The organism is Mesorhizobium sp. WSM4809, from assembly GCF_055811655.1.
On sequence record NZ_JBVVQW010000004.1, the window covers coordinates 291,646 to 303,647 of the forward strand.

The following is a 12,002-nucleotide window of genomic DNA, read 5'->3' on the forward strand; positions in this document are numbered from 1 at the left end:
CTGACTCCGGCATAGAGCACCGCCGGCTCGATCCGCCGGCAGGATCCATCGTCATGAAACCGCTTCAGGCCTCGTCCGGCGACTTGAACGCCGATCGCCGTGCCGATTATGCCGAGATGCTGCACGCGGATGGCGATCATGCGGCGGCGGCGGAATTGCTGCTCGGCGCCCTGGAAATGACACCGCTATGGGCGATGGGCTGGTTTCGCCTCGGCGAGATGCAGCAGGCGGCGGGCGCGGCGGAGCTGGCCGCGCAGGCCTGGACGATGTCGCTGCAACTCGATCCATCGGATCGTCAAGGCGCTGCACTGAACCTGCAATTGATCGGCAAGGCGCCGGCGCCCGACGCGCTCCCCAGCGCCTTCGTCGAGACCTTGTTCGACCACTATGCCGAGAGCTTCGATGAGTCCCTGGTCGGCAGGCTGGGTTACCGCCTGCCTCGGATGCTCGACCAGGCCATTCGAGCGGCAAGGCCGGGACGCTTCCCGCTCGCTCTGGATCTCGGCTGCGGCACCGGCCTGATGGGGCAGAGGCTGCGGCCGATCGCAGACCGGCTGGAGGGTTATGACATTTCGGCCAAAATGCTGAGAAAGGCGCGGGCCAAGGGCGTCTACGATTTCCTCGACAAGGCCGATCTGCGGGATTTTCCCTATGCCGGTCCGAAAGCCGATCTGGTGACGGTGGCCGATGTTTTCATCTATGTCGGCGCGCTGGACGGCGTGGTGAAGACGATTGCCCGCTTGCTGGCGACGGACGGCCTGTTCGCGTTTTCCGTCGAGACGCTGGCTGGCGATGGCGATTTCGTGCTGCTGCCGTCGCGCCGCTACGCGCATGCGCAACACTATATGCGCGACGTCCTGGCCGCCAACGGGCTTTCGGTCCTGTCACTGGAGCCAACCGTCATCCGGCAGGATCGTGGGGAACACGTCAACGGGTTGGTCGTTGTGGCCGGGGCTCCGAACTCAGCCCGACAAAGGACCTGACGCCAGCCAGTTCGGCGGTGTCGGCAGCTTTTGCCGGCAGCGATAGGAATTTTTTCTTGACACCCTGCCCTCAGCTATGGTACATTTTCGCCCATGGTGCTGATTTGCGCCAGTGACCCGCCGCGCAGGCGGGTTTTTCGTTTGATGCTCCGTCAGCCACGCGCCAGCGGAGGGGCAGCCTCGCCGCTTCTTGCTGTGAAAAAGTCCGATTTGCATGCGCGACTGATATTTGCGATCTGCTCGCATCAGGGCGGGATATCAGGAGGAGCATAGCCGATGCGCTGGAACATGATGATCTTGGCCTCTTGCCTGCTGACCGCCGGCTGTGTCGGCGGCACCTCGATGTCGGAACAGCAGGATGCGAACGTCCAGTCCTCCCTGCAATACGACACCGTGCCGTGCGATCAGTTGCTGGCGCAGCGCAATGGCTTGGCGCAGCAATACAACCTTCCGGCGAAGGCCAAGCCGACATTCTCCAACCCGGCGATGGGCTTCGGCCCGTTCACGCCTGACATGCGCTCCAAGGCCAAGCGCGATACCGACAAGGCAAGCGGTGAGATCGATGCCATGAACCGGTCGATCGATCGACGCGACTGCGGCCAGCCGGACAAGCAGAAGAAGATCGCTCTGCCTGGCTAGTACCCCGCCTTGCGGTCCACCAGATTGTCCAGCTTTTCACCGCGTTCGAAGGCGTCCATCTGGCGCAGCATGATCGGCGCCAGATGCACCGGATCGGAGGTCGCTGCCGCGTGCGGCGTCACAAACACTTTTGGATGCCCCCACAGTGGACTGGTCTTCGGCAGCGGTTCGACCTCGAACACGTCGAGGCTCGCCTCCTTCAATGTGCCGTCATCCAGCGCCCGCAAAATGTCGGCATCCTTCTGCAGACGGCCGCGCCCGGCATTGATCAGCACCGAACCGCCGAGGCCGTTGCGCTTCCGCAATTCCTTCAGCACGCCGTAGTTGATAATGCCCTTGGTCTCCGGCGTCAGCGGCAAAAGCACCACCAGGATGTCGGTGGCCTTGAGGAAGGGGATCAGTCCAGCCTCGCCGGAATAGGTCGCGACTCCTTCCATGGCCTTGTCGGTGCGCGACCAGCCATTGACGGCAAAGCCGAGCGACAAAAGCACCGAGGCCGCGGCGCGGCCGAGACTGCCGAGGCCCATGATGCCGACCGAAATGTCACCGGCAGGCCTCTGCTGCGGCTCGTGCCAGATCTTCTTCGGCTGCTGCGACCGGTAGAGCAGGCCCTGGCGGTGATGATCGAGAACCCGCCAGACGACATATTCGGTCATGTACTGGGTGAGGTTGTCGGCGACGACCTTGACGATCGGCACATCGGGCAGGCCGGGATCGGCGAAGATATGATCGACGCCGGCGCCGATCGAAAAGATGGCGCGCAGATTGGGCAGCGACGACAACAGGTTCGGCTTCTGCTTCCACACCACGGCATAGGTGATCGACGGGTCGCTGGCGCCGTCGGGCTCCAGCACCACCTCGCGCTCGGCCGACAGGAGCTCGCGCCAGCGCTGCGGATGAAAGCCGGTGACGGCAAGCAGGATACGGCCTTTTTCCATTGCGGTCTTTTAGTCCCTCTCTACGCAAATCACTCGCTGACGATGCCGACCGGTGCCGTCTCGATCTTGAAGGCGGCCGAGATCAGCGCCCGAGTATAGTCGGTTTGCGGATTTTCAAAAATCTGCTGGGAAGGACCGGCTTCGACGATCCGGCCATTGCGCATGACGATGACGTCGTTGGCGAGCGCCCGGATGACTTTCAAATCATGGCTGATGAAGAGATAGGCGAGGTCGTGCTTGGCCTGCAGGCTGCGCAGCAGATCGACGACCTGCGCCTGCACGCTCATGTCGAGTGCCGATGTCGGCTCGTCCAGCATGACGAAGCGCGGGTTGAGCACCATGGCGCGTGCGATGGCAACGCGCTGGCGCTGGCCGCCGGAAAACTCGTGCGGATAGCGGTTGCGTGTCGCCGGATCGAGCCCGACCTCCTTCAGCACGGCGGCCACCTTGTCGTCGCGCTCGTCGGGCGACAGCTTCGGCTCGTGGATCTTGAGGCCTTCTTCGATGATCTCTGCGATCGACATGCGCGGGCTGAGCGAGCCGAACGGATCCTGGAAGACGATCTGCAATTCGCGCCTGAGCGGCCGCATGGCGTTGAAAGTCAGCTGGTTGATGTCGCGACCGTTGAACTGGATCGTTCCGGTCGACGAGATCATTCTTGCCAGCGCCAGGCCGAGCGTCGTCTTGCCGGAGCCGGATTCGCCGACCACGCCAAGCGTCTGGCCGGCGCGCACGGTGACATCGATGCCGTCGACCGCCTTCACATTGTCGACGGTGCGGCGGAAGAAGCCCTGCTTGATCGGGAACCAGACCTTTACGTCCTTGCCGGTCATGACAGGCTTGGCATCGGCATTGGCGGCCGGCGGCTTGCCCTTCGGCTCGGCCGCCAGCAGATGCCGCGTATAGGCATGCTGCGGATTGGCGAAGATCTCCTTGGTCGGCCCTGTCTCGACGATCTTGCCCTTGGTCATCACGCAGACACGGTCGGCGATCTTGCGCACGATGCCGAGATCATGGGTGATGAACAGCATCGACATGCCCTTGCGGCTCTTCAAGCCTGCCAGCAGTTCGAGGATCTGCGCCTGCACGGTGACGTCGAGCGCCGTCGTCGGCTCGTCGGCGATCAGAAGTTCGGGCTCGTTGGCCAGCGCCATGGCGATCATCACGCGCTGGCGCTGGCCGCCGGACAACTGGTGTGGATAGGCATCGAGGCGCTTGTGCGGATCGCGGATGCCGACCTCGTTGAGCAAGGCCAGCGTGCGCTCCTTGGCCGGGCGGTCGGCCATGCCCTGGTGCAGCTTCAGGATCTCGACGATCTGCTGCTCGATCGTGTGCAGCGGATTGAGCGAAGTCATCGGCTCCTGGAAGATCATGGTGATCTTGTTGCCGCGCACCTGCCGCAACTGCTTCTCGTTCATCGCCAGCAGGTCGGCGCCCTGGAACAGGATCTTTCCCGAGGGATGGCTGGCGCTTGGATAAGGCAACAGCTTCAGCACCGAAAGCGCCGAGACCGATTTGCCGGAACCGGATTCGCCGACCAGCGCCACCGTCTCGCCCTTGGCGATGTCGAACGAGATGTGGTCGACCGCCGTCGACTGGCCGCCGCCCTGGCTGAAGGCGACGCTGAGGTCCTGTACGCTGAGCAAGGGGGCTTCGCTCATCTGAACGTCTTGCGCGGATCGAAGGCGTCGCGCGTCGCCTCGCCGACGAAGACCAGCAGCGACAGCATTAGCGAGATGACGACGAAGCCGGAGATGCCGAGCCACGGCGCATTGAGGTTCCGCTGCGCCTGCTTGAGCAGTTCGCCGAGCGAGGCGGAGCCGGGCGGCAGGCCAAAGCCGAGGTAGTCGAGCGAGGTCAGCGTCGAGATCGAGCCTGAGAGCAGGAAGGGCATGAAGGTCAATGTCGCCACCATGGCGTTGGGCAGCAGGTGCCGGAACATGATGGTGCGGTTGGGCACGCCGAGCGCCCGGGCCGCGTTGACATATTCGAAATTGCGGGCGCGCAGGAACTCGGCCCGCACCACGCCGACCAGCGCCACCCAGGAGAACAGCAGCATCAGGCCGAGCAGGATGAAGAAGCCCGGCGGCAGGATGGCGGCGACGATGAGCAAGAGGTAGAGCACGGGGATAGCGGACCAGATTTCGATGAAACGCTGGAACAAGAGATCCGTCCAGCCGCCGAAATAGCCTTGCACGGCGCCGGCCGCGACGCCGATCAAGGCCGAGCCGGCGGTCAGGATCAGGCCGAACAGCACCGAAATGCGGAAGCCGTAGATGACACGTGCCAGCACGTCGCGCGCCTGGTCGTCGGTGCCGAGCCAATTCCAGTTGCCGACCATGCAGGCCGGGTCGGCGGCACCCTGCGGATACTGGTTGCAGCGCTTCGTGGCGTCATACTGCCAGGACGGCCTGGCCGGTGCTGCTTCCGGAATGGCGTTGTTGACGGTCTGATAGGAGTAGCGCACCGGTGGCCAGATCATCCAGCCATTGGCGTTGATCTCGTCCTGGATGACCGGGTCGCGATAATCGGTGACGGCATAGAAACCGCCGAATTTTTCCTCGGGGTAGGCGACCAGCACCGGAAACAGGATCTCGCCCTTGTAGGAGGCGATGATCGGCTTGTCGTTGGCGATGAACTCGGAAAACAGCGACAGCACGAACAGGACGAGGAAGATCCACAGCGACCAGTAGCCGCGCCGGTTGGCTTTGAAATTCTGCAGGCGCCGCTTGTTGAGCGGCGACAGAAACGGCCGCTTTATCCGCGCGGGTGCCGCGTCCACGGGGACTGTAGCCTCCGACATCAGACGTCTCTCCGCTCGAAATCGATGCGCGGATCGACCCAGGTGTAGAGCAGGTCGGACAAGAGACCGACGAACAGCCCCAGCAGCGAGAAGATATAGAGATTGGCGAACACCACCGGATAGTCGCGCTCGACCACCGACCGGAAGCCGAGCAGGCCGAGGCCATCGAGGGAGAAGATGTTCTCGATCAGCAGCGAGCCGGTGAAGAAGGCCGAGATGAAGGCGCCGGGAAAGCCGGCGATGACGATCAGCATGGCGTTGCGGAAGACGTGGCCGTAGAGCACCTGCCGTTCCGACAGACCCTTGGCCCGCGCCGTCACCACATACTGTTTGCGGATTTCTTCGAGGAACGAGTTCTTGGTCAGCAGCGTCGTGGTGGCGAAGGCCGACAGCACCAGCGCGGTCAGCGGCAAGGTCATGTGCCAGAAATAGTCGACGATCTTTCCCCACCAGGACAATTGATCCCAATTGTCCGAGGTGAGGCCGCGCAACGGAAACCAGTCCCAGAACGACCCGCCGGCAAACAGCACCATCAGCATGATGCCGAACAGGAAGCCCGGAATGGCATAGCCGACAATGACGACGCCGCTGGTCCAGACGTCGAAGGGAGTGCCGTCCTTGACTGCCTTGCGGATGCCGAGCGGGATCGAGATCAGGTAGGACAAAAGCGTGATCCACAGCCCGATCGAGATCGACACCGGCATCTTCTCCAGGATCAGGTCGAGCACCGAAATGTCGCGGAAATAGCTGTCGCCGAAATCGAAGCGGGCATAGTTCCACAGCATCATGCCGAAGCGCTCGAGCGGCGGCTTGTCGAAGCCGAACTGCTTTTCCAGCTTCTTGATGAATTCCGGATCGAGCCCCTGCGCCCCGCGATATTTCGAACTGACGTCACCGGCGACATCCAGGTTGCCCCCAGAACCCGCGTCGCCGCCACCGCCGCCGAGGCGGTCGCTGCCGCCCTGATTGGTCAGCCTGGCGATAACCTGCTCGACCGGGCCGCCGGGGGCGAACTGGATAACGGCGAAGGATATCGCCATGATGCCGAACAGGGTCGGGATCATCAACAGGATGCGGCGCAGGATATAGGCGCCCATCAGGCCTTTTGCCCCGCTTGAGCGAACATCTCAGCCTTTGCCAATTTTTGCCGCCTTGCCCTTATCGAACCACCACAGCGTCTCGACCGGAAAGCCGAAATCGGGCTTCTGTTCGACAAAGCCGAACATGTCCCAATAGGCGACGCGGTGATTCGCCAGATAGTATGTTGGAATCCAGTCCAGCCGCGCGCGCAAGACCCGGTCGAGCGCTCTGAGCGCCGTGACGAGTTCTATACGGTCTTTCGCCTTGCCGGCTGCGGCGATCAGGGCGTCGATGGCCTTGCTTTCCGTGCCCGGATAGTTGCGCTGCCCCGGGATTTTCGCCATTCGGGAATCATAGAGCATCTGCAGGCTGTCGTCGGTCGGCGTCGCCCCGATCGACCAATGCAGCAAGGCAAGATCGAAGTCGTAATTGCTGTGCCGCTGCTCATACTGCGCCGAATCGATTTGCCGGATCGATGCGTCGATCCCGATCGCCTTCATATTCTCGGACCAAGGGGTGTAGATGCGAACGATGCCGTCGTCCTCCGCCAGCATTTCGACCCGCAGCCGCTCACCCTTGTCGTTGACGACGAAACTGCCATCGCGCTTCCAGCCGGCCTGCGCAAGCAATCTCGAAGCCTCGCCCAGCAGCTTGCGGTCATGGCCCGAACCGTCGGAAAGGGGCTGCGTCACCGCTTCACCGAAAACCTCTGGCGGCAATTCGGCCCGGAACGGCTCCAGCAGGGCCAATTCCTCAGGCGAGGGCAGGCCTTCGGCCTTGTAATCCGACCGTTCGAAGTTCGATTGAGAACGCTCGTAGGAGCCGTAAAACAGCGCCCGCTTCATCCATTCGAAATCGAAGCACCTGGCGATCGCCCGCCGCACCCGCTCATCGCGGAATTGCGGACGACGCTGGTTCAGTGCGACGCTCTGCATGTCCGGCGTCTTCTCACCGGGAAATTCCCGTTTGACGACCTTGCCGTCCTTCAGCGCCGGAAAGTCGTATCCGGTCGCCCATACCCGCGAGGTGAATTCCTCGCGGAAATGCGTGTCGCCTTTCTTGAAGGCTTCGAACGCCGCCTGCCGGTCAAGATAGAAGTCGATGCGGATGCGGTCGAAATTGTAGAGGCCGCGGTTCACTGGCAGATCGCGGCCCCAATAGTCGGCCACGCGGTCATATTCGACAGTCTGTCCGGCCGCCACGCGTCCAATCTTGTAGGGACCCGAGCCAAGCGGCGGTGTCATGGTCGAGGCATCGAAATCATTGGCCGTGTAAAAGGCCTTGGAGACGATCGGCATCCCCACGATCGCCAGGATGTTTTGCGCTGACTGTTCGCCGTTGAAAGTGAGGTTGACGGTGGCGGGATCGACCGCAACCGCGTCGGTCATGTACCGCAACGCCTGGGAAAGGTTCGGATGGCCCTTGTCCTTATAAAGCTTCAGCGCGAAGACAACGTCGTCCGCGGTCAGCGGCGAGCCGTCATGAAAACGCGCTTGCGGTCGCAGGGCGAAGCGGAAACCGTTGCGGTCTGGCGACAGGGTAACGGTTTCGGCGAGCAGGCCGTAGGCCGCATCCGGCTCATCGAGCGCGCTTGTCATCAGGGAATCGAAACAGAGTTCGGCGCGCGGCGGAGCCTCTCCCTTCAACACCAGGAAATTCAGGGTGTTGAAGGTCAGGAAGCTCTGATTGAGGGTCGAGTTCGGCGGCGCGAAATTCATCTGGCCGCCCTTTCGGGCGTCAGGATTGACGTAGTCGAAATGCGCGAAATCGGGTTTGTATTTGAGGTCGCCGAAGGCCGACAGGCCGTGCAGCTTGGTGCCGGTCGCAGTGTCGGCGAAGGCCTTGCCGGGCAGCAAGGCGGCGGCTGCCGCGGCACTGCCCAGGGTCAGGAAGTCGCGGCGGGGAAGGGCCGCCATCAATTGCCACCCTTGTACTTGGCCGCCAGCGCCTTCTCCTTGTCCGGGTCGATCCACCAGGAATCGATGTCGGCTCCGGCATAGGCAGGCTGCTTGTCGGGGAATTTGAACTTGTCCCAATAGGCCAGCCACACCGCCGACCGGTAATATTGGGGAACCACGTAGAAGTTCCACAGCAGGATGCGGTCGAGCGCATGGGTGGCGGCGACGAGATCGTCGCGATCGGTCGCGAAGATAATGCGATCGACCAGCGCGTCGACGGTCGGGTCCTTGATGCCCATCAGATTGCGCGAACCGGGCGAGTCGGCAGCTTTCGAGCTCCAGAAGTCGCGCTGCTCGTTGCCCGGCGATTCCGACTGCTGCAGCATCCCGGTAACGACATCGAAATCGAAATTGTTGACGCGGTTGATGTACTGCGTCTGGTCGATGATGCGCAAAGTGGCGTCGACGCCGATCTTGCGCAGATTGGCGATGTAGGGGCTGGCGATGACCTGGTCGGTGTCGTTCCAGCCGAGGATTTCAAACTTGAACGGCGCGCCGGTCTTGGCATTGACCATCTTGCCGCCCTTGATCACCCAGCCCGCCTTGGCGAAGAGATCGACCGCCTGTTTCAGGTACTTCCGTTCCGCCTGCGGTGAATCATAAACCGGCAGCTTGAATTCCTGGGTGAAAAGTTCGGGCGGCAGCTTGTCTCGGTATTTTTCCAGGATTTCCAGTTCCTTGCCCTGCGGCAACCCGTTCGAGGCCAGTTCGGTGCCTTGGAAATAGCTCGACGTGCGGGTGTTGAAGCCGAAGAACAGTGTGCGGTTCATGCTCTCGAAATCGAACGGAATGGTCAGCGCTTCACGCACCAGCCGGTCCTGGAACAGCGGCCGCCGCTGGTTGAGGACGAAGCCCTGCATCGGTTCCGGCGCCTGGGTCTGGAAATCCTTCTTGATGACATCGCCGGCTTGGAATGCCGGGAAATTGTAAGCCGTCGCCCATTTGCGCGAACTGTATTCGCGGTTGATGTCTTCCAGCCCACCCTTGGTGAAGGCGAGCCAGGCAGCGTTGTCGTCCAGGATATAGGTGTAGCGTCGGGTGTCGAAATTCTCACGGCCGATCTTCACCGGCAGCTTGGCCGCCCAATAGTCCGGCACACGCTGCCAGATGATTTCCGAACCCGGCTTGAAGCTGGCGATCTTGTAGGCGGCCGAACCGAGCGGAATTTCCAGCGTCGGCTTGGTTACGTCTCGCTTCTTGCCGTTGGCATCGGTGCCTTCCCACCAATGTTTCGGCAGCACGGCAAGGTCGCCGATGATCTTGGGCAGTTCGCGATTGCCCTTCTGGTTGAAATGGAACTCCACCTCGCGATCCGAAATCGCCACCGCATCGGTGACATTTTCAAAATAGCGGCTGTATTGCGGGCTGTTGGCCTTGAGCACATGAAACGACCAGATCACGTCATCGACGGTGATCGGCTGGCCGTCATGCCATTTGGCGCGCGGATCGAGCCGGTAGGTCGCGGAGGAATAATCATCAGGATATTTGTAGGCATCGGCGATCAGCGGATGGCTGGTGCTGCCTTCGTCGGTCGCCTGCTCCATGAGCGTGTCGTAGAGCAGGCCGCCGCCGAACCCGACCAGGCCCGCGGCCGGTGATCCCTGGACGATGTAGGGGTTGAAGCTGTCGAATGTGCCTGGCACCACCGAATTCAGCGTGCCGCCCTTGGGCGCGTTCGGGTTGACGTAGTCGTAGTGCTGGAAATTGGCGCCGTATTTGGATTCGCCGATCAGCCATGAGGTGGTGCGCCATTCGTCGGCGCGGGCAGCCTGCAAGCCCGCCGCCAGAAGGGCTGCCGCCAGCAACGACTTGAGAAGCGTTCGGCCAACCGTCATGCACTATCCTCTTCGCAATGCCCGTTCATGGCAATCTAGATGATTTGGCGCTCGTGAAAACCGCCATGCGCGGCTTTGTCGCCGCCTATGCGGTTTTCCCAACAAAAAAGCCGGGCTGAACCCGGCTTTTTCAAGGTCGTCGAGATGATATCTGGCTATTGGGCAGGCGCCGGTGCCGGTGCGGCCGGAGCCGGGGCGGCGGGAGCGGCCGGCGCGGCACCCTCAGCCGGCTTTGCCGGAGCGGCTGCATCGGCAGGCTTGGCGGGCGCGCCTGCATCGGCGGCGGCACCCGGTGCCGGCAGCGGCTTGGGATTGTCCGACAGCGTGCGCAGATAGGCGATAACGTTGGCGCGGTCTTCTTCCTTCGGCAGGCCGGCAAAGCCCATCGCTGTGCCTTTCACGTCCTTCTTGGGCGACGTGATGAAGTGGTTGAGGTTATCGTAGGTCCACTTCTCTGTGCCGCCCTTGGAATATTCCTTCATCCCCGCCGAATATGCGAAGCCCTCGTGAGAGGCGACCGGACGGTCGACGATGTCCCACAGGTCGGGGCCGACTTTGTTCGGACCGCCTTTTTCGCCGGAATGGCAGGCCTGGCACTTCTTGAAGATGGCAGCGCCTTGTTCGACACTTGCGTTGGCCAAAAGATCTGCGATCGGCTTTTCGGCTGCTGCAGGAGCGGCCGGGCCGCCCTCGGCGGGCTCGGCGGCCTCGATGGCGAAACCGGGCTTTTCCGGCGCCGGCGAGGCAAACAGCGCGTCCGACACAATGCCGACCGAGAAGACGACGAAAACGGTTCCGAGCAATCCGGCGAGCAGTTTGTTGACTTCGTTGGAATCCATACGCCCCTTGCTCCCTTTTCCGGCGGACAGAACCGTCCACTCCGTCCGTCGGTATCGTGACCCGTCCTGCCAGGGCGGTCAAATCGGGCGGAAACTAGGTCTTTTGCTGCGGCGTTGCAACACCTATAAGGGCGCTTCCAGTGAGACCTTTTGCCACTTTCCCTGTCCTCTTTCGAGACGCCTTGCACCCGAAATGTCCACGCTGATCCTGATCCCGGCCCGCATGGCTTCGACCCGCCTGCCGGGCAAGCCGCTGGCCGACATCGCAGGCGCCCCGATGATCGTCCATGTCGCCCGCCGTGCCGCCGAAGCCGGCCTTGGACGGGTGGTGGTGGCGACCGACACCCAAAGCGTGGCGCAGGCGGTGCGCGCGCACGGTTTCGAGGCCGTGATGACGCGCATGGACCACGAATCCGGCTCCGACCGCATCCACGAGGCGCTGATCGCGCTCGACCCCGGGCGCAAGGTCGAAACCATCGTCAATGTGCAGGGCGACCTGCCGACGATCGATCCCCAGATCATCGCCGCGTCGCTCAGGCCTTTCGAGGACGGTGCGGTGGATATCGCCACGCTCGGCGTCGAGATCGTCCGCGATGAGGAAAAGACCAATCCCAATGTCGTCAAGATCGTCGGCTCGCCGCTTTCCGGCAGCAGGCTGAGGGCGCTCTATTTCACCCGCGCCACGGCGCCTTGGGGCGAGGGGCCGCTCTACCATCATGTCGGCCTCTACGCTTACCGCCGCACCGCATTGGAGCGTTTCGTCGCGCTGAAGCCGTCGCAGCTCGAACGGCGCGAGCGGCTGGAACAGTTGCGGGCGCTGGAAGCCGGCATGCGCATCGACGCCGAGATCGTCCAGTCGCTGCCGCTCGGCGTCGACACGCCCGAAGACCTCGAACGCGCCAGAACAATCCTTTCAACCTGAGATAT

General features: G+C 62.4%; 10 protein-coding genes. 3 read left to right on the forward strand and 7 right to left on the reverse strand.

All coding sequences use genetic code 11. The features are described 5' to 3' along the window. Positions 1-53: 53 nt before the first annotated feature. Both AC0L24_RS12645 and AC0L24_RS12650 read left to right on the forward strand, forming a co-directional pair. Positions 54-983 carry a class I SAM-dependent DNA methyltransferase gene (locus AC0L24_RS12645; RefSeq protein ID WP_473563771.1) on the forward strand — a complete coding sequence of 310 codons (930 nt, stop codon included), beginning with the start codon at positions 54-56 and terminating at the stop codon, positions 981-983. A gap of 276 nt (positions 984-1,259) precedes the next feature. Then, a complete protein-coding gene (locus AC0L24_RS12650) occupies positions 1,260-1,622 on the forward strand; it encodes a hypothetical protein (protein WP_127271228.1) in 363 nt (120 codons plus the stop codon). Here the strand turns inward: AC0L24_RS12650 and AC0L24_RS12655 are convergent. The 7 genes from AC0L24_RS12655 to AC0L24_RS12685 form a co-directional block, all read right to left on the reverse strand. After that, entirely contained in the window at positions 1,619-2,560 is a 942-nt protein-coding gene (locus AC0L24_RS12655) for a 2-hydroxyacid dehydrogenase (protein ID WP_127321001.1), read from the reverse strand. The genes AC0L24_RS12650 and AC0L24_RS12655 overlap by 4 nt on opposite strands. Positions 2,561-2,589: 29 nt before the next feature. Further along, on the reverse strand, positions 2,590-4,221 hold the full coding sequence (locus tag AC0L24_RS12660; protein WP_127807990.1) for an ABC transporter ATP-binding protein: 1,632 nt from the start codon (positions 4,219-4,221) through the stop codon (positions 2,590-2,592). Continuing rightward, on the reverse strand, positions 4,218-5,363 hold the full coding sequence (locus AC0L24_RS12665) for an ABC transporter permease (protein WP_127807989.1): 1,146 nt from the start codon (positions 5,361-5,363) through the stop codon (positions 4,218-4,220). Before AC0L24_RS12665 ends, AC0L24_RS12660 begins: the two co-directional genes overlap by 4 nt. Further along, positions 5,363-6,460 carry a microcin C ABC transporter permease YejB gene (locus AC0L24_RS12670; protein WP_127807988.1) on the reverse strand — a complete coding sequence of 366 codons (1,098 nt, stop codon included), beginning with the start codon at positions 6,458-6,460 and terminating at the stop codon, positions 5,363-5,365. The genes AC0L24_RS12665 and AC0L24_RS12670 overlap by 1 nt, the downstream gene beginning before the upstream one ends. 30 nt (positions 6,461-6,490) lie before the next feature. After that, entirely contained in the window at positions 6,491-8,359 is a 1,869-nt protein-coding gene (locus AC0L24_RS12675; protein ID WP_473563772.1) for an extracellular solute-binding protein, read from the reverse strand. Beyond that, complete coding sequence (locus tag AC0L24_RS12680) at positions 8,359-10,236, reverse strand: extracellular solute-binding protein (protein ID WP_473563773.1); 1,878 nt, start codon at positions 10,234-10,236, stop codon at positions 8,359-8,361. Before AC0L24_RS12680 ends, AC0L24_RS12675 begins: the two co-directional genes overlap by 1 nt. Before the next feature lie 155 nt (positions 10,237-10,391). Beyond that, complete coding sequence (locus AC0L24_RS12685; RefSeq protein ID WP_127807985.1) at positions 10,392-11,075, reverse strand: c-type cytochrome; 684 nt, start codon at positions 11,073-11,075, stop codon at positions 10,392-10,394. A gap of 193 nt (positions 11,076-11,268) precedes the next feature. Here AC0L24_RS12685 and AC0L24_RS12690 point away from each other — a divergent pair, with 193 nt between their 5' ends. Next, positions 11,269-11,997: a 3-deoxy-manno-octulosonate cytidylyltransferase gene (locus AC0L24_RS12690; RefSeq protein WP_127807984.1), complete on the forward strand. Its 729-nt coding sequence runs from the start codon at positions 11,269-11,271 to the stop codon at positions 11,995-11,997. Positions 11,998-12,002: the final 5 nt, after the last annotated feature.

Bases quoted from the DNA above. Each gene is read 5' to 3' on its own strand.
- AC0L24_RS12645 (WP_473563771.1), top strand. From the start codon at position 54: ATGAAACCGCTTCAGGCCTCGTCCGGCGACTTGAACGCCGATCGCCGT.
- AC0L24_RS12650 (WP_127271228.1), top strand. From the start codon at position 1,260: ATGCGCTGGAACATGATGATCTTGGCCTCTTGCCTGCTGACCGCCGGC.
- AC0L24_RS12655 (WP_127321001.1), bottom strand. From the start codon at position 2,560: ATGGAAAAAGGCCGTATCCTGCTTGCCGTCACCGGCTTTCATCCGCAG.
- AC0L24_RS12660 (WP_127807990.1), bottom strand. From the start codon at position 4,221: ATGAGCGAAGCCCCCTTGCTCAGCGTACAGGACCTCAGCGTCGCCTTC.
- AC0L24_RS12665 (WP_127807989.1), bottom strand. From the start codon at position 5,363: ATGTCGGAGGCTACAGTCCCCGTGGACGCGGCACCCGCGCGGATAAAG.
- AC0L24_RS12670 (WP_127807988.1), bottom strand. From the start codon at position 6,460: ATGGGCGCCTATATCCTGCGCCGCATCCTGTTGATGATCCCGACCCTG.
- AC0L24_RS12675 (WP_473563772.1), bottom strand. From the start codon at position 8,359: ATGGCGGCCCTTCCCCGCCGCGACTTCCTGACCCTGGGCAGTGCCGCG.
- AC0L24_RS12680 (WP_473563773.1), bottom strand. From the start codon at position 10,236: ATGACGGTTGGCCGAACGCTTCTCAAGTCGTTGCTGGCGGCAGCCCTT.
- AC0L24_RS12685 (WP_127807985.1), bottom strand. From the start codon at position 11,075: ATGGATTCCAACGAAGTCAACAAACTGCTCGCCGGATTGCTCGGAACC.
- AC0L24_RS12690 (WP_127807984.1), top strand. From the start codon at position 11,269: ATGTCCACGCTGATCCTGATCCCGGCCCGCATGGCTTCGACCCGCCTG.